Origin of the sequence: Pseudoflavonifractor sp. 524-17, assembly GCF_009935845.1 — a bacterium.
In the GTDB taxonomy this organism is placed as follows: Bacteria; Bacillota; Clostridia; order Oscillospirales; family Oscillospiraceae; genus Pseudoflavonifractor_A.
On sequence record NZ_QWEK01000054.1, the window covers coordinates 1 to 23532 of the forward strand.

Consider the following 23532-nt stretch of genomic DNA (forward strand, 5'->3'; position numbering starts at 1 on the left):
GGATGTGAAGGCGCGATGTTCGCGAAATTCCCAATTTTATAACTGAAAGGAATCGAAGTTATGAGAATCCAACACAATATTATGGCTATGTTAGCCTACCGCAACTACACCAACAACGTCTCCGCCATGAAGAAGAACCTGGAGAAGCTGTCCTCCGGCTACAAGATCAACCGCATCGCCGACTCCTCCAACTTCAACGGCATCAAGCTGCTGGATGGCACCCTGGGCATGAACCAGAACGCTGTGACCAGCATTGAGTATCTCAGCGCTGCCGGTTCTGTGGCCCCGAAGGATATCAGCGGCGCTGCTTCTGTCGAGAATGAGCACGGCGCGAACGGCACTACCTTCCAGGCCCCCAGTTTCACAATCAACCTGGGCGATGTGAAGTTCAATGCCACAGCAGGTAACAAAAAGGCCCAGATCACGCTTGGCGGTACTGCAATCGCTACTGCTGCAATTACCAACTCTTCGGCCACTGCTGGTGCAATCGCCACTGCCTTTAAGAACAAGTTTACGGGAGCCGCTGGTTCTGCCACTACGAAGGCAGTCAACACTACGGCCAATAACGTAGATAAGTTCACTGACGCGATGAAGACCGCGTTCGAGGGCAAAGTCAATCCCGGTGCCACAGTCGCGATTGTGGCCACTGCTGCTGTGAGCAAAGCCTCCATCGTTAATGAGAACAGCTATATCCATAGCGTCACCGCTTACACCCCACCCCAGCTTCAGAGTGCCACTCAGCGCTTTGGTGCGGACATTGCTCTGACCGCCTCCAAGATCATGGTCGATGGCAACACCATTACCATCAACCATGACCTTCAAGATTGCCCTGAGCAGCACTGCCAACAGCGGCATCACCAACGGCACTTCTTCCACCGCAACCTCCGTGGTCACCATCAACACCAAAAAAGCCGCCACCGCTGCCGCCCAGCTCAAGGAGTTGGTCAAGCAGATGGAGGGCGCCAGTGCTGGCCGCTTTAAGGTCTCCGGCAAGGACGGTTCCATGATCCACTTCGACGTCCGCTCCACCGTTGCGTCCTCCAAGGTCGCCACCCTGTCTACCAGCGCTCTGGCTGGCCTGGTCTCCGTCAAGGATGCCGGTGCCGCCGCCCATAACGCGGGCGTGGAGTTCAACGTTATTGCCAGCAAGTTCACCAAGGGTGATGTGATCAAGGTGGGCGGCCATACCTTCACCTTCGCCTCTACCGCCTCCGCCGCGAAGGGCACCTTCAATGACGCCGCCACCCTGAAGGCTGCGCTGCAGGCCAAGTTCGCCGGCACAAACCCAACGGCACAGGTGGCCACCGCTGCCGGTTCCAAGGGCGGAATTAAGTTCACCGTGTACGCCTCCACCGCCACCAAGGCTGCTCCCATAGTCCTGGGCCGCGGTCTGACCCTTCAGATCGGCGACACCTCTGAGTCCTTCAACCAGCTGAACGTGGGCGTCCAGGATATGTACACCGTCTCCCTGGGCATCAAGGGTCTGAGCATCGCCAACGAGGTGGACGCCCAGGCCGCCATCGCCAAGATCAAGGACGCCATCAACACCGTGTCCGATGTCCGCGGTACTCTGGGCGCCACCCAGAACCGTCTGGATCACACCATCAACAACCTGTCCGTCATGACAGAGAACATCCAGGACGCCGAGTCCACCATCCGCGACACCGACGTGGCCGAGGAGATGATGTCCTGCACCAAGAACAACATCCTCATCCAGTCCGCCCAGGCCATGCTGGCCCAGGCCAACCAGGTGCCCCAGGGCGTCCTCCAGCTCCTCCAGTAAGAAGCGCGGAGCCATTGCGAGCAGCGGGCTAAGACCCGGAGCGGAGCGAAATCACACCGGGGCCGCAGGCCCCAGAGGGATTTTGCGCAGCTGGGCACGGATGTTGTCCGCAAATTCCCAGCATTGATCCAAAACCAAAAAGGGGAAGGAATCCTGATTATGACTGCTATTGAGATCGCCCGCCAGCTGGCCGCTCTGGGCCAGGCCAAAGGGGCCATCAAGGCTTACGGCCTGGTCATCCACGAGAGCGAGGGGAACGATCCCGCCGGAGCGCTGGAGGCGGCGCTGTACATTCTGCAAAACGGCGGAGATTACAAGGTATCCTACAGCATTCTGCTGGACCTGTACCGCCGGGGCCAGTTCCGGGAGGACAGCGCGTCCATCATGACCCAGGCGTTTTACGAGCCAAACGTGAAGCTGCTGAAAAGCCGCTATCAGAATAACTGCAAGTTACTGGAAAAATACCCTTATCTATTTCGTAAGGACTTTCTTGACTTTGAATTTTTGCCCCTGCGCTTTTACCCCTATGACGACAGCCGCTTTGTGCCCTATGATGTGCAGGAACAGCGCTTCGTGGAGTATATAGATGTTAAAAATCCGGTGGTGAGCCGGAACTTTTTCAAGGATCTGGACAGGCCCACCTTCTGCGCCTATCTCCAGTGCCTGAACATGCGCCCCCTGCTGGAAGACGAAAAATTCGTCTTTCTCATTGGGGAGGAGGAAGCGCAGTACCCCATCGACTTCCAGGCCCGCTTCGGCATCGACTACAGCCAGTACCTGGTGAAGCCTTTGTGGGTGTGGGAAATCAACAAGCTGATTTGGCACACCCAGCTCTCCTCCCACAACGGCGGCGACTTTTTTAACGAAATTCTGGACGCCCACCCCAATCTGCTGGCCCTGGCCTCCGTCATGATGGACAGCATGAAGGACAGCGTCCACAGCTGGCGCGAGGCCATCCACAACGCCAAGGGCTCCAAGGAAGCGGCCCAGGCACTGCTGACGGGGAACTCCCCCCAGGCCCTGCGGGTGATTCACGAGCTGCGCAGCTTCACCGACCTGGCGGCCTTTTTGGACATTCCCTACACTGAGAGTATGACCTACTGCTCCCTGAATGGGGAGACTGACCCCCCTGGAGTTCAACACCAACGTCCGGGGCTTCGACCCGGCTACCGTCTACCGCACCTATGACGAGTACGTCAACGACGCGGAACGGAAATATGCTGAGTATTTCCTCCGGGACGCCTATGAATTTTATGGCTATGACCTCCAATGGTATGACGGCCAGGACGTGACGCTGGAGCAGGTAAAGGGGTGGACTGAGCACTTCTCTACCATTGACCACTATATTGAGGAGACCTGGAAACGGGTCTACGACAAGGCGTCAATCACCGTAGACGGAGCGCCGCTGAAAACGGAGGCCTCAACCGATGTCCAGAAAAAGCTGCTGGATAATCAGGTGAACAGCTTCCGCACGAACCGGAAGCGCAATGCGGAAATTTTGATGAAGGGCCTGTGCTTTGTCAACCGCCGCGGCCAGCCTCTGCACATGATGCCCAAGCTGGAGCTGGATCCGGCGCTGCTGGAGCAGCCGCTGTACCACTGAAGAGGGGATTTATGGAAAAAGGAACCGTCTACTTCTTTACCGGCCTGTCCGGCGCGGACCGGCTGAAGGGGGCTTACCGGGTGTTCCGGGTGGCCCGGATGCTGTCCGAGCAGGGGATTGACGTAATCGTCTGCGGCATCTGTATGTATTCCCAGGTACGCGGCTGGAACCGGGCCAACATTGCGCGCTACCAGGAAGTTTACATCAAAGTCAAGCGGGATACGCTGCTGGCCCGTAACCAGAAGGGGCTATACACGTCGGGAAAGAACGTGGTAGGGGTAGGTCTGCCCTTCGACGAGCCCAAGACGCCGGATGTGACGCTGGAAAACGACGGAGAGCGCTCCCCGGAAGCGCTCGTCTCCAGCCTGGAGGCTCGATTCGGCCTATGAAAACAGCGCTGATTACCGGCTCAACCAGAGGGATCGGATGGGCTTTGGGCCTGGAGCTCTTGTCCCGGGGCTGTGAAGTTGTGTTCAACTACGCCAAGGATGAGGACGGCGCCCTCCAGCTGCGGGCGGAGCTGGAGGGCCTGGGCTATGGGGCGCGCTGTCAAATTATCCGGGCTGGCCTGTCAAGTCTTGCGGGGGCTCATTCGCTGGTGGAAGAGATGAACCCCCGGTTTAAGCGGCTGGACTATCTGGTTCTGAACGCCGGGACCACCTGGCGGGGCAGTCTTGCGGATCTGAAAATCCAGGACTGGGAGCAGGTGATGAATACCAATGTGACCGTTCCCCTTTTCCTCACCCAGATGTGCGCCCCACGGATGGCTCAGGGGGGCTGCATTCTGTTTATCGGCTCTATTCTGGGTCAGTATCCCCACGCATTGCCCATCCCCTACGGGACCTCCAAGGCGGCGGTTTACTACCTGGCAGAAGGAGAAGCCGGCAGAGATCCGCGCCTCCATTGAGGGCAAGATCGCCCTGCACCGCTTTGCCACCCCGGAGGAGGCCGCCCAGATGGCCGCCGCCGTCTTGGAAAATCCCTATATGAACGGCTCTCTTGTGACCATAGACGGAGGATATTGTTTCCAATGACACAGTCTTTTGACCGCCGCGCCCTGGAGCACGAGATTGCGGAATACGACTGCATTCAGCTCTACAATATGTCCCCCAAGGACCTTATCTTTGAGGAGCGGGTAAAGCTGAACTGCTTCTACTGCAAAAATTATAATTCAAGCTGGAAGTGTCCCCCGCGGATTCCCCAGCTGGACTATGAGAAGATCGTGGGGGGAGTTTGACCATAGCGTCTTCGCCAGACTGGAGCTGCCCTTTACCGGCGCGGATTTCCCTGAGATCCGGGCACGCTCCACCAACGAGCTGCACCGGGCTCTTTTGAAGCTGGAGAAGTATCTGTGGGACCACAATTTTCCCATGGCGCTGTCCTTTATCGGCGGATCCTGCAAGCTGTGTAAAAACGGCTGCGGGAAGGAGCGGTGCAACAACCCATACCTGGCCCGGATGTCCATGGAGGCGGCGGGGATCAATGTGGTAAAAAATGTAGAAAAATACGGGATCTCAGTGACATTCCCTCCGAAAAACGCCCTGATGCGGATAGGAATGCTGCTGTGGTAAAGGAGTGGCCTCATCCGGGCGCTGGATCCGGCGGCAGAGCTGGTTATTGTCACCGGCTTCCAGAACGCGCGCATTGAGGGACAGATACACAATGTGACCTGGATTCACAATCCCTTCTATGAGGCGACCAATTCCATCGCTTCCCTCTGGTTCGCCCGGGACTTTCTGGACCAGGCGTCGGCGGTCCGGCTGAACCAGCGAATCCAGCGCATGGTGGAGGGCGGGCTGTATCATAACTGGTACGAGGATGCCCTGGTGCAGATGATATTTGAGGAAAATTTCCAGCTCTTCGCCAGAGATATTTCCCAATACCAGTGGACCGAGGTGGACAATGTGGACGACCTCATGTACGCGAAAGCGAGCCACCAGCGGGACGGCGCTTAGAAGCTGAATTCATAATCTGAGGGGGCATGGAACACCATGCCCCCTCAGAATCTGTATTCATAACCGCTGGTCACTGGAAGCGCCGCGCAATCAGCGCCAGCTTTTCCGCCCTGGACAGTTTTTTAATGGCGCTCTCCCGCCGCAGGGCCGCCGGCTTGCTGCTGCAGCGCTCCTGATAGACCACCTCTACCGGGCCGCGGCCCCGGGTGTACTTCGCCCCCTTGCCCCGGTTGTGGGCGTCCAGACGCCGTGCCACGTCCTTGGCCATGCCGGTGTACAAGGTGCCGTCCCGGCAGCGCAAAATATAGACCCAATAGGGCTGCTCCGCCGGCGCTGTCCCGCCGCCTACCATCCGGCCCGGGGCTCCGGCAGCAGCTCCAGCTCGCCAAAAATTCGCTCCACCGTGTCCTCGTAGACCCGCCAGTCCGTGGCCTTGCGCAGAATTTTGAGCAGCTTTTCACTGTCCTGAAACAGACAGCCCTGATAAAACCACAGCTCCTTCATGCGCAGCATAGCGTTCCGCCGGCTGTCAAAGCAGACGCAGTAACATTCGTACAGCTCGTCCAAAAAAGCCCGAAGGGTCTCCCGCTTCAGAGGTCCTCCCCCCTTCTGGCGGCAAATCAAACTGGGATCCGCCATCAGCCCCCGGCCAGCCATCACCCGCTCCACCGCCGGATGCGCGCCCTTGAGCGCCTTGAAATCAGCGTCTGTCACCAGGTCCCCGTTGTAGCAGACCGGATGCCTGCTCTCCGCCAACACCCGGGCCAACCCCTCCCGCCGGACGGGATTGCGGTAAAAATCCTTCTGCACCCGAAAATGGACGGTCAGCTCCGCGATGGGAAACTGGTTGTAGCACGCCAGCACAGGCCAGAACTCCTCCGGGTCCTTCAGCCCCAGGCGGGTTTTGATGGACACCGGGCCGGACACCCTTTGGAAGACCTCCTCCAAAAACCGGTACAGTTCCTCCCTCCGGGCCAGGAAGCCGGCCCCCTTTCCCTTGGCCACCACCGTCCCTGAAGGACAGCCTAAATTCAGGTTTACCTCCTGGTAGCCCAGGTCAAACAGGGCGTTGGCAGCCCAGATGAAGTCCTCCGCCTGCCGGGTCATCAGCTGGGGAACCACCGGTACCCCCTGGTTGCGGGCCCGGTGGATCTCCTTCTGCTCCCGCTTGGAGAAGACGTGGTGCTGGCTGGGGGAGAGGAAGGGCGTATAATACCGGTCCACGCCTGGAAAATACCGGTGGTGCAGATTGCGGTAGTGCCAGCTGGTAATTCCCTCAAGGGGGGCGCAATAGTACTGCATCCGCTTCTAGTCCAGCTCCGCCTGAGCGAAGAGGGCGCCGATCTCTTCCCGATCGTCACAGGCCCCCCGGAAGCTCAAGGCGAAATCCAGCAGCGCCTGTCCATCCTTGGAGTAGGCGCAGAACATCCCCGCCTCCGGGTCCATGTGGATCTTCTCTCTCAGCTCCGGCCGGCGCTGCTCCAGAAAGACCTGGGCCAGACTGGCCCAGTCGTAGCCATTTCCCTCAACCCCATCCTCCGCCCAGGTGTCAAATACCTCCTGCAGGAAGCACCCCGCCTCCAGGCAGACCGAGGCTCCGCCACTGTGTTCTACCCAGAAAAAGGGCTTTAAGCGCCCGTCCCGCTCCTGCTCTGTCATATCTTTTCTGCTCCTTCCATTCGATTTCATCTCCATTATTATAGCCGCCGTCCACCTGGACTGCAAGCCTCTTGTCCCTGGCCAATGCGTAATCCGCTGGCGCGCCAGGAGGCGCTGTAAAAATTCTCCTCCAAGAAAACAAAAATACAGATTGACAAAATTATTTTTAGGCATTATACTGATAGCAACGGGAGCGGTAACAAACCACCTGTACGCCCCGCATAAAACCGAATGAGCTTATATAAGCCCAAGATAGGGTTGGGCGTCTCTACCGGCTGCCGTAAACAGCCGCGCTATAAGTTCCCGCTGATACAACGTCCGGGAATTTTTGCGCGGTTGGGAGGGCAGCCCTTTTGCTGTCCATCCGGCCCGTCCGCGGACCATGGACGAGAAAGGAGTACGCGATGAACCAGACCTCGTTTGTTCTCAAAGGAGATATCTGCTACAGTGCCGGCCCGAATGAACTGTACACCGCGCCTGACGGGTTCCTTGTCTGCCTCCAGGGGCAGTGCGCCGGCGTCTTCCCGGCACTGCCGGAGCAGTACGCCTCCCTGCCCCTGCTGGACTACAGCGGCTTTCTGGTCACGCCGGGACTTACCGACCTCCACGTCCACGCTCCCCAGTACACCTTCCGGGGCCTGGGCATGGATCTGGAGCTGCTGGACTGGCTCAACACCCACACCTTCCCGGAGGAGGCCAAGTACCGAGACCTGGACTACGCCGAAACCGCCTACCGCCGGTTTGTGGACGACGTCCGGGCCGGCCCCAACACCCGGGCCTGTATCTTCGCCACCGTCCACCCGGAGGCGACCCTGTTGCTCATGGATCTGCTGGAGGAATCCGGACTGGTCACTCTGGTTGGTAAGGTCAATATGGACCGCAACAGCACTCCGGACCTCCAGGAAATCAGCGCCCAGGCCAGCGCGGAGGCCACCCTGGCCTGGCTGGAGGCCCAGGCGGGCCGTTACCAGCGCACCGGCCCCATTTTGACCCCCCGCTTCCTCCCCTCCTGCACGGACGGGCTGATGGAGCGGCTGGCCCAAATCCAGCAGCAGCACCACCTGCCGGTCCAGTCCCACCTGTCGGAGAACCAGGGGGAGGTGGCCTGGGTGCGGGAGCTGTGCCCCAGCTCCTCCAGCTACGGGGATGCCTACGACTCCTTCGGCCTCTTCGGCGGGGCGGACTGCCCTACCATCATGGCCCACTGTGTCCTGTGTACCCAGGACGAGATTGCTCTTATGAAAGCACGCGGGATCTACGTGGCCCACTGCCCCGCCTCCAACACCAACCTGGCCTCCGGAATCGCCCCCGTCCGGCGCTATCTGGACGAGGGCATCCCCGTAGGGCTGGGCAGCGACGTGGCCGGCGGCACACACACTTCTATTTTCCGGGCTATGGCTGACGCGGTGCAGGTCTCCAAGCTGCGCTGGCGGCTGTCCGACCAGGCGCGCGCTCCCCTCACTGCGGCAGAGGCCTTCTATCTGGGCACTTTGGGCGGCGGTTCCTTCTTCGGAAAGGTGGGCTCCTTCGCCCCCGGCTACGAGTGCGACGCTTTAGTCATCGACGACCGCCGCTTCACCCCTGCCGGACAGCGGGAGCTCTCCCAACGGCTGGAGCGCACCATCTATCTCTCCGAGGACCGGGACATCGCCCACAAATTCATTCGCGGCGCCCAGCTCTTTTAAACTGCATCACCTGAAAGGAGCGATCTGATATGGCAATCGGTCAATCTGTTCTCCGTGTGGACGCCCGTGACAAGGTCACCGGCGCCGCCAAATACACCGCCGATTTGGAGCCCCGGGACTACTTCGTGGCCAAAATCGTGCGCAGCACCATCGCCAGCGGACTGGTCAAGGCCATCCATGTGGAGGATGCCCTGGCGGTTCCCGGCGTGGTGAAGATTCTCACCTGTTTTGACGTACCGGACCGGCAGTTCCCCACCCCCGGCCACCCCTGGTCCGTGGAGAAGGCCCACCAGGACGTGTCCGACCGGAAGCTGCTCAACCAGCGGGTCCGCTTCTACGGGGATGAGATCGCCGCCATTGTGGCCCGGGACAATGTGGCCGCCGGCCGCGCCGGCCGGCTGATCCAGGTGGAGTATGAGGAATATGAGCCCTACGTCACGGTGGACCAGGCCATGGCCCCCGGCGCCCGGGCGGTCCATGCGGAAAAACCCGGCAACATCCTCGCTCACTCCGGCTTCCGCCTGGGAGAGACGGCCTATGAGGAGGCTGTGGCCTCAGAGCCCGATCTGGTCACCCTGGACAAGACCTATCGCGTCCAGAGCGTTCAGCATTGCCATATTGAGCTGCCCAATTCCTTTGCCTGGCAGGCTGACGGCAAGATGAACGTGGTCTCTTCCACCCAGATTCCCCACATTGTCCGCCGGGTTATCGGTCAGGCCACCGGCCTGCCCTGGGGCAGCATCCGGGTGATCAAGCCCTATATCGGCGGCGGCTTTGGCAACAAGCAGGATGTGCTGTATGAGCCTCTCAACGTCTGGCTCAGCCTCCAGGTTGGAGGCCGTCCCGTCAAGCTGGAGATCAGCCGGGAGGAGACCCTCCACTGCACCCGGGTCCGCCACGCCATGGATTTCCATATTTCCGCCGCTGTACGCAGGGACGGCACCCTTGTGGCCCGGAAATGTCTGGCCAATTCCAACCAGGGAGGCTACGCCTCCCACGGCCACGCCATTGTAGCCAACGCCATCAACTCCTTTAAGCAGCTCTACCGGGACGAGAAGGCCCTGGAATGCGAGGCCAACACCGTCTACACCAACATCTCCGTAGGCGGGGCCATGCGGGGCTACGGCATCCCCCAGGGGGACTTCGCCACCGAGTGCCTGGCGGAGGATCTGGCGGCGGCCATCGGTATGGATCCCCTGGAGTTCCGCCTGAAAAACTGTATGCAGCCCGGCTACGAGGACCCCCACACCCACATCAAGTTCAACAGCTACGGCCTGTACGACGCCATTCAGAAGGGCCGGGAGGCCATCCGCTGGGACGAGCTGCGGGCCCGGTACCGGAACCAGACCGGCCCCATCCGCCGGGGGGTGGGCATGGCCATTTTCTGCTATAAAACCGGGGTATACCCCATCTCGCTGGAGACCGCCTCCTGCCGGATGGTGCTCCACCAGGACGGCTCTGTCCAGGTGCAGATGGGCGCCACCGAGATCGGCCAGGGCGCGGATACCGTCTTTTCCCAGATGACCGCCCAGGCCACCGGTATTTCTTTGGACAAAATACATATCTCCACCGTCCAGGACACGGATATCACCCCCTTTGACACCGGCGCCTACGCCTCCCGCCAGACCTATGTCAGCGGGATGGCCGTGAAGAAGACCGGCGCTTCCTTCAAGAAAAAGGTGCTGGACTACGCCGGATATGCCCTGGGCTACCCAGTGGAGAACCTGGACATAAAAGACAGCCAGATTATTGACACCATCACCGGAGAAGCGCTGCGCTCTCTGGCCGATCTGGCGGTAGAGGCCTTTTACAGCCTGGACCGCTCCCAGCACATCACCGCGGAGGAGACCTCCCACTGCAAGATCAACACTTTCGCCAGCGGCTGCTGCTTTGCCGAGGTAGAGGTGGACATCCCCCTGGGCAAGGTGAAAGTGCTCAACATCGTCAACGTCCACGACTCCGGCACCCTCATCAACCCCCAGCTGGCCGCGGCCCAGGTCCACGGCGGCATGAGCATGGGTCTGGGGTACGCCCTCAGCGAGGAGCTGCTCTTCGACGCCAAGGCCCGGCCTCTCAACCCCAACCTGCTGGACTATAAGCTGCCCACCGCTATGGACACCCCCGACCTCCAGGCCGCCTTTGTGGAGGTCCCCGATCCCACCGGCCCCTATGGCAACAAGGCCCTGGGGGAGCCCCCCGCCATCCCCGTGGGCCCGGCTGTACGCAACGCCGTGCTTCACGCCACCGGCGTGGCGGTGGACGCTTTGCCCTTAGATCCCCAGAAGCTGGCGGCCCATTTTCAGGCCGCCGGCCTCATCGAAGAGTAAGGAGGGTTTGGTCATGTACGATATCGCAACCTATGTCCAGGCCGGCTGTGTGGCGGACGCCGTCGCCGCCCTGGCCGCGGATCCGTCCGCCATGCCCATTGCCGGCGGCACCGACGTGCTCATCCAGACCCGGGAGGGCCGGCACGCCGGGTGCAGCCTGGTGAGCCTCCACGGCCTGGAGGAGCTGCGCACCATCCGAATGGAGGAGGACGGTACCCTGGTTATCGGATCCGGCTGCACCTTTTCTGAGATTACCGCCTCTGCGCTGCTCCAGTCCACGGTCCCCATTCTATGCTGGGCGGTGGACCAGGTAGGCAGTCCCCAAATCCGCAATATGGGCACTATTGGCGGCAACGTGTGCAACGGCGTCACCAGCGCGGACAGCGCCTGCTCCCTAATGGTCCTCAACGCCGTTATGGAGCTCCAGGGCCCCGAGGGCCGGCGGCTGGCGCCCATCGCCCAGTGGTATACCGGCCCCGGCAAGACCGTCCGCCGGCACGAAGAGGTGCTGGTCAGTGTCCGCATCGCCAAGGCGGACTATGAGAAGTTCGGCGGACATTATATCAAATACGGCAAGCGGGAGGCCATGGAGATCTCTACTCTGGGCTGTGCCGTCAGCGTAAAGCTGGACGCCGGCAAAAAGACGGTGGACGACCTGCGCATTGCCTTCGGCGTGGCCGCGCCTACCCCCATCCGCTGCCCCAAAACCGAGGCTCTGGCCAAGGGCCGCACCGCAGACGCCGCGCTGGTCCGGGAGATCGGCCGCAGCGTCCTCACCGAGATCAACCCCAGGGACAGCTGGCGGGCCTCCAGGGCCTTCCGGCTCCAGATTGCCAAAGAGATCAGCCGCCGGGCCTTCCTCCAGGCGGTCCAGTTCGCGGGAGGTGACTGCAATGCTTAACATCATCCATATGACAGTCAACGGCAAGGAGGAAGAGGTGGCCGTAGATGTGCGGGAGTGCCTTACCGATACCCTCCGGGACCGGCTGGGCCTGACCAGCGTCAAAAAGGGCTGTGAGGTGGGAGAGTGCGGCGCCTGTACCGTCCTCATCGACGGCAAGGCGGTCAACTCCTGCTGTTACCTCAGCGTCTGGGCCGACGGGCACAGCATCCTCACCGTAGAGGGGCTCAAAGGCCCTAATGGGGAGCTCTCCCCCATTCAGACCGCCTTTATTGAGGAGGCCGCCGTCCAGTGCGGCTTCTGCACCCCCGGCCTGATTCTCACCGCCGTGGAGATCGTGGGGACCAACCGGTCCTACACCCGGGAGGAGCTGCGCAAGCTTATCTCCGGCCACCTGTGCCGCTGCACCGGCTATGAGAACATTCTTAACGCTGTGGAGCGGGCTGTGGCGGAAAATTTGGCCGCTCAGAAATAAGAACCTGCCAGCCTGTCGAAAAAGTATTTTCGACAGGCTGAGCACAGTTTTCAGAACTTCAAAACGTTCTGAAAACTGGTTTGCCTGGACGTGAAAGGGAACCCTGACGGTTCCCTTTCACACTATCTCTCCCTCCGAAACTTTCAAATTTGGCGTTTTTTGACACTCTGACAGGTTCTAAGAGAACCTGCAACAAAAACAGTCTGGAAACCAGTGGTGGCTTCCAGACTGTTTTTTCTCGCCTCTAAATTACTCTACGTCAATCGGATCCACCTCAATAGGGGCGCGCTTCCTCAGCTCCCGCACCAAACTGGACACCTGGTACAGCGACCACAGGTCCGTGCAGCCCAGATAGACAAACACCGCGCCGGTCAGGCGGAAAACCGCCTCTGTTATGGCAAAGGGACGCGCAATCAACACACCGCCCAAAATCACGCCGCCCAGCCCCAACAGCAGAGCAGCCCACCACCAGGGGTACTCCAGCCGCCGCAGCTCCGCCGCCCGCTGAAGGCCCAGCACGCTGTCCACTATCACATAGACCCCCACAATAATGGAGAACATGGACAGCACCATGGTGGGCACCAGCAAAAACACCGCCCCCACCGACGCGGCGATGATGCCGAAAAACAGCTCCAGCTTAAAGACGCCCTGCTCGCTGTCCCGGTGCAGAAAGCCCACAATGGCCAGCAGACCGTAGAGCAGCAGAGCGCCCCCCAGCACCCGGCAGAGGAAAATACCGCTGGACCCCGGCCGGAGCAGCAGCACCAGACCCAAAATAACGTAGAGGACGGACGCAAGCAAAAAATTCAGCTTCAGCGCCTTCAATTTCTCCCACATACTAAAACACTTCCTTTCTTGGCCGTTCAGCCTTGTTTGAAACATGTCAAAACGCCCGGGTTCTTTTTCCGCCATGCTGCGTTAAAAACTCTCCCACCGCCGGGCATTGTGCCATTTAGCAAACAAGACTTAGGGTGCCCAGTTCTTGCACACATCAATCCATCCCGCGCTGCGGCTGTACGCCTCCAGCTCGTCGCAGGTGAGCTCTATGGCGGAGTTCGCGCTCCCTGCGGCTGGGAATACCGTCTCAAACCGACGGAGGGAAACATCCAGATAGGCGGTCACCGCCTCATGTTCAATGGCAAAGGGGCACACGCCCCCCACCGCGTGGCCGGTGAATTCCACAACCTGCTCCGGCGTGAGCATCTTGGCCTTGGTGTGAAACTGTCCCTTGAATTTGCTGTTGTCAATTTTTGCGTCCCCGGCGGCCACCACCAGCACACATCCCTCCCCCACCAAAAAGGACAGGGTCTTGGCAATGCGGGCGGGCTCCACCCCCGCCGCCTGGGCGGCCAGCTCCACCGTGGCGCTGGACTGGTCAAACTCTAAAAGATCCCCCTCCCGGCCCAGGGCGCGGAAGTAGGCGCGGCATCGTTCCATTGACATCTCATTTTCCTCCCCGCTGCTGGGCCTTGGCCAGGAAGCGTTCATTTTGGATAATAAACCGCTCGTGGATCCCCTGCCCAATCCGGCCCGCGCCATCGTAAGCCGCGACGGTAAACGTGAGCCTGCGGCCCTCCACACCGGTCAGCGTTGCCTCCGCCCAGACGGTCTGCCCCACCGGGGTAGCCGCCTCGTGGGCCAGATCCAGCCGCGTGCCCACGGTGCCGCTTCCTTCCTCCAGCATGTCCTGGCAGGCGTTTACCGCCGCTGCCTCCATCAAGGCCACCATGGCCGGGGTGGCGAAGACAGGGAGCAGCCCGCTGCCCAGCGCCGCCGCGGTATTTTCCCGGGTCACCACAGTTTCCGCCCGGCCGGCCCGTCCAACTTCCAGTTCCATCCGATATCGCTCCTCTTCTTCTTTCTCACCAGTGTACGACAAATTTCCAATCTTGGCAAGGCTGAATTAGAACGTCTTGGCCTGGGAGCGGCGGTGTTTGAACCGTCCAAATACATCCATATGAAATTATACCGGTTTGCAGGCACTATCCGCCCGTTCCGGCAGGTACGCAGGATGAAAAGTGTTGCTGTGGCAGCACTTTTTGTTATAATTAGTAGAATAAATTTACACATCTGCCCCACCAGAATTTGATTTACTGCCTGAGAAGAGGCATCCCGAGAGGCCTTGTCCTTTCAGGCACACATGGAGGAATTTTACATGAGAAAGAGAGTTTTTGCGCTTCTTCTGGGGCTGTCCCTTCTGATCAGCCTGGCGGCGGACACCGCCTCGGTTCTCCGCCTGGCCAAGACCACCAGTACGGTGGCGGTCAGCAAGAGCAGCGGGAAAAAGCTGGAGGTCAACCTCCTCTCCAGCAACGTCTTTTTCGACGTGTCCGAGCCGCTAACGGATACCGAGTCGCTCAACATCCGCACATCCATCATGATCATAGGCATCGGGGCACCAGCGGATACATCCAGGTCGTCGACCGGTGGCCCACCCGGGTGTCCGTGCTAGAGGGCGTGGTCCAATGCTCCGTGGCCGACCCGGCGACCGGCCAGGTGAAGGCCTAGGCCATCCGGGGCGGCGAGACGGCGGAATGCGTGGTCTATCCCCAGGAGCAGCCCGGGGACAAGTGCGATATTCTCATGCGGAACTATCCGGCAGAAGAAATCCCCGGATTTGTACTGACGGATCTGGTACGAGACATCCCGCTGTGCGACAAAATAGAGGCGGATTCCGGCCTGAAAATCCCGGAAATCCTGGCGGAGACCGCCGGAGGCGACCCCAGCGGCCGGATGCCGGACCGTCTGACCGCCACCCCAGAGGTTCTGGGCGAGTCCGGCTGGCAGGAGGGGCGGGATGAAACCGCTTTCCAGGAAAAGCTGGATGAGGTAGAGGCCGCACAAAAGGAGCAGGAGGAGGACAAGCAGACCGTGGCCCCGGATAAGGCCCTCCCCAAGCCCTCCAGCAGCCCACCCAATGGCGGCGGCTCCGGCGGCGGGAATGAAGCTGACGGACCTCCAGGTCCAGGCCCTGCTGGGGCAGGACAGCGCCGTCTCCATCGACCCCAACACTGACCCCGCCGACACCGACCCCAAGAAAAACACCCTGGAGATCGAAAACGGCCTCACCGTCACCAGCGGGGATACCCTCCGGCTGTCGGGGGATCTCTCCAGCTCCGGCGTCCTGACCGTCACTGCCGCCGGCCGGGTGGTGGTGGACGGCACGTTCCGCAGCAGCGGTACGCTGAACCTCACCGCCGGCGCTGTGGTGCAGGCGAAGACCTTCGACTCCGGCAGTACATTCCCCCAGGACTGGACCGTCTCCAGCCAGCCGGACAGCAGCGGTTATTACACTTTGAGCCGCCCCTGCTCTGTGACGTTTGACGCCAACGGCGGCGTCTTCCCAGCCAGCGGCGCGGCGCAGACCGTCCTCCGCACAGACGGCAGCGGAATCATCACCTCCTGGCCGGAGCCCGCCCTGCCTGGCTACAGCCTGGAGGGCTGGTTCGACGCACCCGTCGGCGGCACGAAGATTTTACCGGACCATGTCTTTACTGCCGAAACCACAATCTACGCCCACTGGACGTCCCTTCCCTTCAGTTGGAGCTATGACGGGCCTACCAAAACCCTCACCATCTCCGGCGGAGAGGCCATACCGGACTACAGCGGCACCGCCAACCCGCCCCCCTGGAACGCCTACATGGATCAAATTGAAACCGCCGTCATCGAAGATGGGGTGACCGCCATCGGGGACTCTGCCTTTCGGGGCTGTGTCTCCCTTAACAGCGTTACCATTCCAAACAGTGTGGCTTCGATTGGGTACTCCGCCTTTTCCAGCTGCGCCATAGTGACCAGCATCACCATTCCGGAGGGCGTTGCCTCCATTGGAGCGTCCGCTTTCGAGCGCTGCTCCGAACTGACCAACGTCGACATTTCAGTTGGCGGCTCCTCCATTGAGCACACCGCCTTCTATGCCTGCGCTGCCCTGTCCACCATCAACTACGCCGGTACACAGGCGCAGTGGAATGCCCTGACGCCGAATGCGTTCGTCCCCTCCGGCGTTGCCGTCACCTGCTCAGACGGTTCCATTATCACCACCTGAGCTCCCCGAGTTTGAAATGAAAAAGGTAGATGCGCTATATCCCCACACAGGCCGGCCGTCCATTGATCCCGTGGTTATCGTGAAAATGATGCTGCTGGGCTACCTGTACGGTATTGATTCGGAACGCAGGCTGGAGCGGGAGGTACAGGTCAACCTTGCGTTTCGCTGGTTTCTTGGAATCGACTTGGACGAGCCGGTACCGGACCACTCCACCTTTTCCCAGCTTCGCCGCAGGAAGTTCAACGGCACAAACCTGCGACGCGAAATATGGCATGATCACCGATGTGTTGGTGACGCCGGGCAACGCCAGCGATCGGAGTTTCCATTCGCAAAGAATCCAATACCAAATCGACAAATTCGGTTTTCAGACAGAGGCGGTTTGTGCGGATAAGGGCTACGACAGTTCAGAAATTAACGCAGATATGCTGGCGTGAGGAATCCGGACTTATATTCCTCGGCAGGCATCCGGCAGCGAAGCTGGGCGGTTCCAGACCTCAGATTATCCGTACGATGAGAAAACGGATACCTATCGCTGTCCCCAGATGCATCTGAAACGCAGAAACGCTTAAACGGAACCCCAGAATATTACGAGGTGCTGCGTTTGCGGCAGATCTGGTGCGTGGGTAATTTCTCCCATCAAAAAGCAAATCATAATCTGCAAAGAACACGAAAGCGGGGATTGGGCAAGGCTGCTGAGCATTGCCTTCTTTCGGCGACCGCGTTTAATCTCAAAAGAATGGTAAAGCTGCTCCGAGGCTTGCCTCCGCGAATCTTATACAGCCTCTTGCCGCCCAGCAGACGCTTGATTTTCAGGCGTCTGCTTCTTTTCCTTCAGCTTTGTCAACAGCGCCAATCTGGCCAGCACCCTCGTGGAAACCGGGGATGCCGCCCAGGTCAGCGCTATGGACATCATGTGCCAACCCTGCGGCATTGCCGCCATGGCGGACGGCTCCCTTCTGGTCACCGACCAGTATAATAAGGTGATCTGGCGTGTGGCGGACGGCAAGAGCCTCCCCTTTGCCGGCGGGGACACAGTGGAGGACGTCTACGGCCAGCCTGTGGGCGGCTATCACGACGCCCCCCTGCCGGAGAGTCTCTCCAAAGATCCCTGGGCCATCGCCCCCTTCCTGAACGGCTGGGCGGTTTCTGACGCGGGGAACGGCGTAGTCCGCTTCCTGCGCCCTGAGGGAAGCAGAGAAATACACCGGCGTCACCGACCTGGGCATCTCCTTTGACCGCCCCACCGGCCTGGCCGCCGATGGAGAGGGGAATCTGTATGTCTCCGACACCCTCCGGGGCACGGTGCAGCAGATCACCCCCGCTAGCGCGCAGACCACTCTGGCCTCCGGCCTGTCAGAACCCATGGGCCTCTGCTGGGCGGACGGGTTCCTCTACGTGGCGGAGAGCGGCAACAACCGGATTTTGAAGATCGGCAGTGATAAGCGTATCACAGTGGCAGCGGGGGCCTCCGCCGTGGGCAGCGAGGACGGTCCCGCCAGCCAGGCAACCTTCTCCAGCCCCAAGGGAGTGGCTGTGGACAAGGACGGCACTCTCTACATCGCGGATACAGACAACGGCACGGTACGCCGCATCCGGGACAGACAGGTGACCACCATCCTCTCCCAGGACCCCTGGGATGTGAAGGCGCTCTTTCCCGCCGCCCCCACCGGGCCGGCGTTTGGGCGCGGCATCGATTGGCCATTGGTCAGCCCCACCGGCTGGCGGCTTTTCTGATGAACCAGGCTGTCCCAGAAGCGTGTAAGGGCTTGAGCCTGTCCAGGTGGTAAAACGCCTCGCCCTTGGGTATCGTTCCATTTTTGAAACGGCGCCTAATCCCTCCATCTAAAGATCCTTGACGCCCCTTAACCGCTTTGTTACAATATTGGCGGCACAATTCGTTTTGATGTCAACTCTGATACTGGCATAGGGAGGGTTTCTATGGATATTACATTTTCTCCTGCCCGCAGCCATGACAGGCTACAAAGCGCCTTGGCGGCGCTGTACGGTCCCCAAGCCACCCCCGTTCAGGCCCAGCGGTACCGCCACCTTCTCTCCGGCCTGGAAGAGACCTTCGGCCCCCAGCCCCGTGCCGCGCTCTTCTCCGCGCCGGGCCGGACGGAAATCGGCGGCAACCACACGGACCATCAGCATGGCCGGGTGCTGACAGGAAGCGTCAATCTGGACATCATCGCCGCCGTCGCCCCCACCGGCGGATCCCTGATCCGCGTTCAGAGTGAGGGCTTTCCCCTGATTGAGGTTGATTTGGCAGACCTGACGGCCCGGCCGGAGGAGCACAACACCACTGCCGCGCTCATCCGGGGTGTGGCGGCCTGGTTTGCCGCCCAGGGCCACGCCCTGGAGGGATTGTGCGCCTATATCACCTCCCAGGTCCTCAGCGGCAGCGGCCTGTCCTCCAGCGCCGCCTTTGAGGTACTGACTGCAACCATCCTAAATGATCTCTTCTGCGGCGGGCAGTATGACCCCGTCCAGATTGCCAAAGTGGGCCAGTACGCCGAGAATCTCTATTTTGGCAAACCTAGCGGCCTGCTGGACCAGATGGGCGCCTCGGTGGGCGGTATGGTGGCCATTGACTTCCAGGACAATGACAATCCCCAGGCCGCCAAGGTGGACTTTGATTTCTCCGCCGCCGGACATGCCCTGTGTATTGTGGACAGCGGCGCCGATCACGCTGATCTTACCCCAGAATATGCCGCCGTCCCCGCCGAGTTGGGGGAGATCTGCGCCTATTTTGGCAAAGCCGTCCTGCGGGAGGTGCCGGAGGACGAGTTCTCCGCTGCTCTGCCTGCCCTGCGCCGGGCTGCCGGGGACCGCGCGGTCCTCCGGGCCATCCATGTCTACGGGGAGAACCGGCGGGTGGAGGGACAGGTGGCCGCTCTTCAGCGGGGTGACTTTGACGGGTTTCTGGCCCTGGTCCGCCAATCCGGCTTGTCCAGCTGGCGGTTTTTGCAGGATATCACCCCCGCCGGGGCGGTCCGCCATCAGGAGGTGGCTCTGGCACTGGCACTGGCCGAACAGCTGCTGGACGGCCGGGGGGCCTGCCGGGTCCACGGCGGCGGTTTCGCCGGGACCATTCAGGCCTTTGTCCCCCTGGATCTTCTGGACAAGTTCAAGGCCGGGATGGAGTCGGTCCTGGGGGAGGGCCGGTGCCACGTACTGGCCATCCGGCCCGTAGGCGGTGTACGACTGGTGTAAGGAGTGGTTTGAAATGAATGAGGTCAATCAATCTATCGCGGCGCTGGTGGAGTATGGTGTTCACAAGGGCCTGATCGAGGAGGCGGACCGGGTCTGGGCCCGCAACCAGCTCCTGGAGACTTTGAAGCTGGACGGCTACACTCAGCCAGACACCCCTCCGCCCACCCTCCCTCTGGACGAAATTCTGCGCCCCCTTCTGGACGACGCTGTATCCAGAGGGGTAATTGAAGAGGGCATCACCAGCCGGGACCTGCTTGACACCAAGCTGATGGGCGTCCTCACCCCCCGGCCCGCCGCAGTCATTCAGCAGTTTCAGACCCGCTATGCCAGCGACAAAAAGTCAGCCACCGACTGGTATTACCAGTTCAGCCAGGATACCGACTACATCCGCCGCTGCCGCATCGCCAAGGATATCAAGTGGGTAAGTCCCACCCTCTATGGCGACCTGGACATCACCATCAACCTGTCCAAGCCGGAGAAGGACCCCCGGGCCATTGCTGCGGCCAAGGCCGCACCCCAGGTGGGGTACCCCAAATGCCATCTCTGCTATGAGAACGAGGGGTATGCCGGCCGGGTCAACCACCCCGCCCGGCAGAATCACCGGGTCATCCCCATTACCATTGACCAGAACGATTGGTTTTTGCAGTACAGTCCCTATGTCTACTACAATGAACACTGCATTGTTTTCAACCGCCGGCATATCCCCATGAAGATTGACCGCTCCGCCTTCCGCAAGCTGCTGGACTTCATAGCCCAGTTCCCCCACTACTTTGTGGGCAGCAACGCCGATCTGCCCATTGTGGGCGGCTCCATTCTCAGCCACGACCACTTCCAGGGAGGGCGCTACACCTTCGCTATGGAGCGGGCCCCGGTGGAACGGGCAGTCTCCTTTCCCGGGTTTGAAGATGTAGAGGCCGGCATTGTCAGGTGGCCCATGGCGGTCCTGCGCCTGCGCTGCGCTGGCAGCCAGCGGCTGGTGGAGCTGGCGGATCGGGTTCTCACCGCCTGGCGGGGCTATACCGATGCCGACGCCCTCATCTTCGCCGAGACCGGCGGCGAGCCCCACAATACCATCACCCCCATCGCCCGGATGCGGGCGGGGAAGTTTGAGCTGGATCTGGTTCTGCGCAACAACCTCACCACCCCGGAGCACCCGCTGGGGCTCTACCACCCCCATGCGGAGCTCCACCACATCAAGAAGGAGAACATCGGCCTTATTGAGGTAATGGGGCTGGCGGTGCTGCCCGCCCGGCTGAAGGAGGAGCTGTCCGCCCTGGCGGACGCCCTGGTGGACGGCCGCAGTCTTCTGGGAGACCCGCAGCTGGAAAAGCACGCCCCCTGGGCAGAGGAGCTGAAAACCCGCCACACTTTTACCTCCGACAGCGCCATGGCTGTCCTTCAGACCGAAGTAGGGCACGTTTTTGCCCAGGTGCTGGAGCACGCCGGCGTTTACAAGCGGAACGAGGCGGGACAGGCCGCTTTCCTGCGTTTTCTCCACTCGGTACAGTAAACAAAAAATCCAGCCGCCGGTGTACCGGCAGCTGGATTTTTTATGGACTGTGCATCGTATCTGACCCCAAACAGCGCCGCCTTGGCCTCCTCACCAAGATACATGGAAAAGCCCTGCCTGAAATGGCGAAATCCACAGGGCGCTTCCGTGCCGGCTCCTCTGCCACCGGCAAATAACTGATTCGGTCCATCTAATAGGCGGCGGCCAGCTCCCTTACCCTGGAATGGTCCGTCATGCCAACGTACTTTACTTCACCGGCCTATCGTCAACCTGTGAGAATGTGATCTTTTCCCAATCAACAATCAGGATCCGCCCATCTCTATTGACGGATATTTATATATCACTGTTCTGTTTTTACACCAATTCCATCCGCTTGATATGACCACAAATCAAATTTGCTGCGGCATCCTCTCCCATGGAAGCATTTATACACAGTTCGTACCTGTGCGGATCGCCCCAGACATGGCCGGAGATATTTTTGTAATAGGCAGCCCGGGCGACGTCAGAACGGGCAATGCTTTTTTGCGCTGCCTCCGGACTGTCGCCGTACATTTCCGATACTTTCTTTGTACGGTACTCTTTGGAGGCATAGATAAAAATACGCACTATATTCTGGTACTCCCGCAGCACATAGTCCGCCGAGCGGCCAATGATAACGCAGGCTCCCGCATCCGCAATCTGCCGGATCGCTTTATCCTGGGCGGCGATGGCCCGCTGAACCGGGTTGGCAGTAAGATACAGTTCCTGCATAACAGCGTTCTCGTCAGAATTGATACCGGAGATAAATTCCTGGGCCAGTCCGCTCTCTTTTGCCGCGACGGCGACCATCTCTTTATAGTAACACGGAATATTCAATCGCTGCGCGACCAGCTGCCCGATATGCTTTCCTGCGGTGCCATGCTCTCTGGCGATCGTGATAATGGCACCCCTTTTTGGTAGGTTTGATAAAAGCGGGGGGCATTTCCCGTTCTGCCAGGGGAACAGCTTTTAATTCTTTCCATACCCGCATGACCACAATGCCTGTCACGGCGATGGCCAGAATATCGGCAATGGGGGCGGCCCAGAAGATGCCGGTTACGCCGAGAGCCATGGGAATCAGCACAGAGAATACAATAAGCAAGACATCCCGCAAAATGGACAGGGGCGCCGGCGGCAATGCCAATGGCAATATTCAGCACAATCTGAAACAGTTTCATTATAACGACAAAAGTCGCCAGGGGTACATCCTCGCCATAGACAGATTGTGCGCCATACCGCACCAGCAGAATGTTGTTGACGACAGTAATGACCACGATGGAAAGCTGGGTCAGCAGACTTGATGTGCCCAGGGCCATAACCGGCTTCAACAGGGTCGGGCTGGGCTTAAAACTGTCTTTTCTGACCCAGAATGTTTTGGAGCGGAAGAGATAAGAAGCACAAATCAGGAAGCTGACAAACTGCCCTAAAATAGTGGCCCATGCCGCGCCCTTAACCCCCATATCCCACACAAAAATCGCCACAGGATCGCCAATGATGTTGATGACAGCCCCCGTCAGCATGGCTGCCATCGCGTATTTGGGGCTTCCGTCGGCGCGGATAATAGACGCCAGCGTGTTTTGGGACATGGCCAGAGGCATCATTGCAAAGATGATCACGCCGTAGTCATGGGCCATCTGAATGTTGGCATCGGTCGCGCCAATCAGGCGCAGCAAACCGTCACCCCACAGGTAGGCAACAGCCACGACAACAACGCCGGAGAGAAAGGAGCCAAGAATGGCGTTGCCCACCGAACGGTGAATGTCTGTTCCTTTATTTTCGCCCAAGGACATGCTCAGAGAAGCGGCAGCGCCATCTCCAAAAAACAGGCTCAGCCCCCAGCCCACCACCATGATGGGGAAGATAACACCTGTGGCGGCGTTGCCCAAATAGCCTACGCCATTCCCAACAAAAATTTGGTCAACGATGTTGTAGAGACGGGAAATGATGTGGGAGAAGATACAGGGAATGGCGAATTTGCGGAGCAGAATTCCTAACCGTTCCGTACCGAGATAACTGCTGTTTTCCATAAAGGCGCCTCCATTTTCTCAGCAAAAAAGCCCCGGCAGAAAGTTTTGTGTAAAAGAGGCAAGCATCAGCCGGTAGAACGGGAGCAAATCAAAGATTCGTCGGACTGGCGGTCCTGGAACATGAGCTGGAGCTGGGCCAAAACCATGTCCCAATTTCGACATCTGGAGGTCCAGTGCACGACAATTTTCTTGCTGGCCAGATAGAGCATTTTGCGCAGGGAATCATCATTGGAAAAGCTGGGCTTGTTCTTGGTGATCTGCCGGAATTGGCGGTTGAGCCCCTCAATGATATTGGTCGTGTATATGATTTTCCGGCTCTCGGGAGGATATGCGA

Annotated in this window: 27 protein-coding genes, 1 pseudogene and 1 riboswitch; of the genes and pseudogenes, 19 read left to right on the forward strand and 9 right to left on the reverse strand. The window is 59.8% G+C overall.

The window, feature by feature from the left end; translation table 11 throughout:
• Positions 1 to 787: 787 nt before the first annotated feature.
• The 7 genes and pseudogenes from D1159_RS15665 (at position 788) to D1159_RS15695 (ending at position 5341) form a co-directional block, all read left to right on the forward strand.
• Positions 788 to 1783, forward strand: a complete 996-nt coding sequence (locus D1159_RS15665; protein ID WP_161846584.1) for a flagellin — start codon at positions 788 to 790, stop codon at positions 1781 to 1783.
• A 159-nt stretch (positions 1784 to 1942) separates the two neighbouring features.
• Positions 1943 to 2971 (forward strand): hypothetical protein, encoded by a 1029-nt coding sequence (locus D1159_RS15670; protein ID WP_243152331.1) that lies wholly within the window; start codon positions 1943 to 1945, stop codon positions 2969 to 2971.
• The gene (locus D1159_RS19795) at positions 2895 to 3386 is read left to right on the forward strand and encodes a hypothetical protein (RefSeq protein ID WP_243152332.1); all 492 of its coding nucleotides are present in this window, start codon (positions 2895 to 2897) and stop codon (positions 3384 to 3386) included. Before D1159_RS15670 ends, D1159_RS19795 begins: the two co-directional genes overlap by 77 nt.
• Before the next feature lie 11 nt (positions 3387 to 3397).
• The gene (locus tag D1159_RS15675) at positions 3398 to 3775 is read left to right on the forward strand and encodes an adenylyl-sulfate kinase (protein ID WP_161846585.1); all 378 of its coding nucleotides are present in this window, start codon (positions 3398 to 3400) and stop codon (positions 3773 to 3775) included.
• Positions 3772 to 4293, forward strand: a complete 522-nt coding sequence (locus D1159_RS15680) for an SDR family oxidoreductase (RefSeq protein ID WP_161846586.1) — start codon at positions 3772 to 3774, stop codon at positions 4291 to 4293. The genes D1159_RS15675 and D1159_RS15680 overlap by 4 nt, the downstream gene beginning before the upstream one ends.
• 195 nt (positions 4294 to 4488) lie before the next feature.
• Positions 4489 to 4957: pseudogene (locus tag D1159_RS15690) on the forward strand (DUF2284 domain-containing protein).
• A 93-nt stretch (positions 4958 to 5050) separates the two neighbouring features.
• Complete coding sequence (locus D1159_RS15695) at positions 5051 to 5341, forward strand: hypothetical protein (RefSeq protein WP_161846589.1); 291 nt, start codon at positions 5051 to 5053, stop codon at positions 5339 to 5341.
• Positions 5342 to 5411: 70 nt separating this feature from the next.
• Here D1159_RS15695 and D1159_RS15700 read toward each other — a convergent pair whose 3' ends face one another.
• Genes D1159_RS15700 through D1159_RS15710 form a run of 3 tightly spaced genes read right to left on the reverse strand, consistent with a single transcriptional unit; the run spans position 5412 to position 7000 of the window.
• Entirely contained in the window at positions 5412 to 5693 is a 282-nt protein-coding gene (locus D1159_RS15700) for a GIY-YIG nuclease family protein (RefSeq protein WP_161846590.1), read from the reverse strand.
• Positions 5687 to 6643, reverse strand: coding sequence for a tRNA-dihydrouridine synthase family protein (locus D1159_RS15705; RefSeq protein ID WP_161846591.1), 957 nt, complete (start codon positions 6641 to 6643; stop codon positions 5687 to 5689). Before D1159_RS15705 ends, D1159_RS15700 begins: the two co-directional genes overlap by 7 nt.
• A gap of 6 nt (positions 6644 to 6649) precedes the next feature.
• Positions 6650 to 7000, reverse strand: a complete 351-nt coding sequence (locus D1159_RS15710) for an Imm51 family immunity protein (protein WP_161846592.1) — start codon at positions 6998 to 7000, stop codon at positions 6650 to 6652.
• A gap of 217 nt (positions 7001 to 7217) precedes the next feature.
• A riboswitch (purine riboswitch) is annotated at positions 7218 to 7316 on the forward strand.
• 88 nt (positions 7317 to 7404) lie between these two features.
• On the opposite strand from D1159_RS15710, the gene D1159_RS15715 reads away from it, so the two are divergent.
• From D1159_RS15715 to xdhC, 4 genes are read left to right on the forward strand one after another with little or no spacing between them, the layout of a single operon-like run.
• Positions 7405 to 8685, forward strand: coding sequence for an amidohydrolase family protein (locus D1159_RS15715; RefSeq protein ID WP_161846593.1), 1281 nt, complete (start codon positions 7405 to 7407; stop codon positions 8683 to 8685).
• 29 nt (positions 8686 to 8714) lie between these two features.
• Positions 8715 to 11012, forward strand: a complete 2298-nt coding sequence (gene xdhA / locus D1159_RS15720; RefSeq protein WP_161846594.1) for a xanthine dehydrogenase subunit XdhA — start codon at positions 8715 to 8717, stop codon at positions 11010 to 11012.
• Between the two features lie 13 nt (positions 11013 to 11025).
• Positions 11026 to 11913 (forward strand): xanthine dehydrogenase subunit XdhB, encoded by an 888-nt coding sequence (xdhB, locus tag D1159_RS15725; protein WP_161846595.1) that lies wholly within the window; start codon positions 11026 to 11028, stop codon positions 11911 to 11913.
• Positions 11906 to 12388, forward strand: coding sequence for a xanthine dehydrogenase subunit XdhC (gene xdhC / locus D1159_RS15730; RefSeq protein WP_161846596.1), 483 nt, complete (start codon positions 11906 to 11908; stop codon positions 12386 to 12388). Before xdhB ends, xdhC begins: the two co-directional genes overlap by 8 nt.
• A gap of 249 nt (positions 12389 to 12637) precedes the next feature.
• Here the strand turns inward: xdhC and D1159_RS15735 are convergent, their stop codons facing one another.
• The 3 genes from D1159_RS15735 to D1159_RS15745 form a co-directional block, all read right to left on the reverse strand.
• The gene (locus tag D1159_RS15735) at positions 12638 to 13225 is read right to left on the reverse strand and encodes a DUF308 domain-containing protein (protein WP_161846597.1); all 588 of its coding nucleotides are present in this window, start codon (positions 13223 to 13225) and stop codon (positions 12638 to 12640) included.
• A gap of 129 nt (positions 13226 to 13354) precedes the next feature.
• On the reverse strand, positions 13355 to 13831 hold the full coding sequence (locus D1159_RS15740) for a YbaK/EbsC family protein (RefSeq protein WP_161846598.1): 477 nt from the start codon (positions 13829 to 13831) through the stop codon (positions 13355 to 13357).
• Position 13832: 1 nt separating this feature from the next.
• The gene (locus tag D1159_RS15745) at positions 13833 to 14225 is read right to left on the reverse strand and encodes a thioesterase family protein (RefSeq protein WP_161846599.1); all 393 of its coding nucleotides are present in this window, start codon (positions 14223 to 14225) and stop codon (positions 13833 to 13835) included.
• A 318-nt stretch (positions 14226 to 14543) separates the two neighbouring features.
• Here D1159_RS15745 and D1159_RS15750 point away from each other — a divergent pair, with 318 nt between their 5' ends.
• The 8 genes from D1159_RS15750 (at position 14544) to galT (ending at position 21153) form a co-directional block, all read left to right on the forward strand.
• On the forward strand, positions 14544 to 14840 hold the full coding sequence (locus tag D1159_RS15750) for a hypothetical protein (RefSeq protein WP_161846600.1): 297 nt from the start codon (positions 14544 to 14546) through the stop codon (positions 14838 to 14840).
• An 86-nt stretch (positions 14841 to 14926) separates the two neighbouring features.
• Positions 14927 to 15403, forward strand: coding sequence for a hypothetical protein (locus D1159_RS15755; protein WP_161846601.1), 477 nt, complete (start codon positions 14927 to 14929; stop codon positions 15401 to 15403).
• Positions 15330 to 16430 (forward strand): leucine-rich repeat protein, encoded by a 1101-nt coding sequence (locus tag D1159_RS15760; RefSeq protein ID WP_161846602.1) that lies wholly within the window; start codon positions 15330 to 15332, stop codon positions 16428 to 16430. Before D1159_RS15755 ends, D1159_RS15760 begins: the two co-directional genes overlap by 74 nt.
• Before the next feature lie 155 nt (positions 16431 to 16585).
• The gene (locus D1159_RS19800) at positions 16586 to 16864 is read left to right on the forward strand and encodes a transposase (RefSeq protein WP_243152333.1); all 279 of its coding nucleotides are present in this window, start codon (positions 16586 to 16588) and stop codon (positions 16862 to 16864) included.
• Between the two features lie 435 nt (positions 16865 to 17299).
• A complete protein-coding gene (locus tag D1159_RS15775; protein ID WP_161846604.1) occupies positions 17300 to 17665 on the forward strand; it encodes a hypothetical protein in 366 nt (121 codons plus the stop codon).
• A 67-nt stretch (positions 17666 to 17732) separates the two neighbouring features.
• Positions 17733 to 18164 carry a hypothetical protein gene (locus D1159_RS15780; protein WP_161846605.1) on the forward strand — a complete coding sequence of 144 codons (432 nt, stop codon included), beginning with the start codon at positions 17733 to 17735 and terminating at the stop codon, positions 18162 to 18164.
• 204 nt (positions 18165 to 18368) lie between these two features.
• Positions 18369 to 19643 (forward strand): galactokinase family protein, encoded by a 1275-nt coding sequence (locus D1159_RS15785; RefSeq protein ID WP_161846606.1) that lies wholly within the window; start codon positions 18369 to 18371, stop codon positions 19641 to 19643.
• A 13-nt stretch (positions 19644 to 19656) separates the two neighbouring features.
• A complete protein-coding gene (gene galT / locus D1159_RS15790) occupies positions 19657 to 21153 on the forward strand; it encodes a UDP-glucose--hexose-1-phosphate uridylyltransferase (RefSeq protein ID WP_161846607.1) in 1497 nt (498 codons plus the stop codon).
• Between the two features lie 354 nt (positions 21154 to 21507).
• Here galT and D1159_RS15795 read toward each other — a convergent pair whose 3' ends face one another.
• From D1159_RS15795 to D1159_RS15805, 3 genes are all read right to left on the reverse strand, one after another.
• Entirely contained in the window at positions 21508 to 22074 is a 567-nt protein-coding gene (locus D1159_RS15795) for a cytidylate kinase-like family protein (protein WP_161846611.1), read from the reverse strand.
• Positions 22005 to 23198, reverse strand: coding sequence for an MATE family efflux transporter (locus D1159_RS15800; RefSeq protein ID WP_161846608.1), 1194 nt, complete (start codon positions 23196 to 23198; stop codon positions 22005 to 22007). The genes D1159_RS15795 and D1159_RS15800 overlap by 70 nt, the downstream gene beginning before the upstream one ends.
• Before the next feature lie 65 nt (positions 23199 to 23263).
• Positions 23264 to 23532 (reverse strand): transposase (locus D1159_RS15805; protein WP_161846609.1); only part of this gene is annotated, 269 nt, incomplete at its 5' end.

What these genes read in the sequence shown, in the direction of transcription:
- D1159_RS15665 (WP_161846584.1), top strand. Translation starts at nt 788, where the DNA reads ATGGCAACACCATTACCATCAACCATGACCTTCAAGATTGCCCTGAGC.
- D1159_RS15670 (WP_243152331.1), top strand. Translation starts at nt 1,943, where the DNA reads ATGACTGCTATTGAGATCGCCCGCCAGCTGGCCGCTCTGGGCCAGGCC.
- D1159_RS19795 (WP_243152332.1), top strand. Translation starts at nt 2,895, where the DNA reads ATGGGGAGACTGACCCCCCTGGAGTTCAACACCAACGTCCGGGGCTTC.
- D1159_RS15675 (WP_161846585.1), top strand. Translation starts at nt 3,398, where the DNA reads ATGGAAAAAGGAACCGTCTACTTCTTTACCGGCCTGTCCGGCGCGGAC.
- D1159_RS15680 (WP_161846586.1), top strand. Translation starts at nt 3,772, where the DNA reads ATGAAAACAGCGCTGATTACCGGCTCAACCAGAGGGATCGGATGGGCT.
- D1159_RS15700 (WP_161846590.1), bottom strand. Translation starts at nt 5,693, where the DNA reads ATGGTAGGCGGCGGGACAGCGCCGGCGGAGCAGCCCTATTGGGTCTAT.
- D1159_RS15705 (WP_161846591.1), bottom strand. Translation starts at nt 6,643, where the DNA reads ATGCAGTACTATTGCGCCCCCCTTGAGGGAATTACCAGCTGGCACTAC.
- D1159_RS15710 (WP_161846592.1), bottom strand. Translation starts at nt 7,000, where the DNA reads ATGACAGAGCAGGAGCGGGACGGGCGCTTAAAGCCCTTTTTCTGGGTA.
- D1159_RS15715 (WP_161846593.1), top strand. Translation starts at nt 7,405, where the DNA reads ATGAACCAGACCTCGTTTGTTCTCAAAGGAGATATCTGCTACAGTGCC.
- xdhA (WP_161846594.1), top strand. Translation starts at nt 8,715, where the DNA reads ATGGCAATCGGTCAATCTGTTCTCCGTGTGGACGCCCGTGACAAGGTC.
- xdhB (WP_161846595.1), top strand. Translation starts at nt 11,026, where the DNA reads ATGTACGATATCGCAACCTATGTCCAGGCCGGCTGTGTGGCGGACGCC.
- xdhC (WP_161846596.1), top strand. Translation starts at nt 11,906, where the DNA reads ATGCTTAACATCATCCATATGACAGTCAACGGCAAGGAGGAAGAGGTG.
- D1159_RS15735 (WP_161846597.1), bottom strand. Translation starts at nt 13,225, where the DNA reads ATGTGGGAGAAATTGAAGGCGCTGAAGCTGAATTTTTTGCTTGCGTCC.
- D1159_RS15740 (WP_161846598.1), bottom strand. Translation starts at nt 13,831, where the DNA reads ATGTCAATGGAACGATGCCGCGCCTACTTCCGCGCCCTGGGCCGGGAG.
- D1159_RS15745 (WP_161846599.1), bottom strand. Translation starts at nt 14,225, where the DNA reads ATGGAACTGGAAGTTGGACGGGCCGGCCGGGCGGAAACTGTGGTGACC.
- D1159_RS15750 (WP_161846600.1), top strand. Translation starts at nt 14,544, where the DNA reads ATGAGAAAGAGAGTTTTTGCGCTTCTTCTGGGGCTGTCCCTTCTGATC.
- D1159_RS15760 (WP_161846602.1), top strand. Translation starts at nt 15,330, where the DNA reads ATGAAGCTGACGGACCTCCAGGTCCAGGCCCTGCTGGGGCAGGACAGC.
- D1159_RS15785 (WP_161846606.1), top strand. Translation starts at nt 18,369, where the DNA reads ATGGATATTACATTTTCTCCTGCCCGCAGCCATGACAGGCTACAAAGC.
- galT (WP_161846607.1), top strand. Translation starts at nt 19,657, where the DNA reads ATGAATGAGGTCAATCAATCTATCGCGGCGCTGGTGGAGTATGGTGTT.
- D1159_RS15800 (WP_161846608.1), bottom strand. Translation starts at nt 23,198, where the DNA reads ATGGAAAACAGCAGTTATCTCGGTACGGAACGGTTAGGAATTCTGCTC.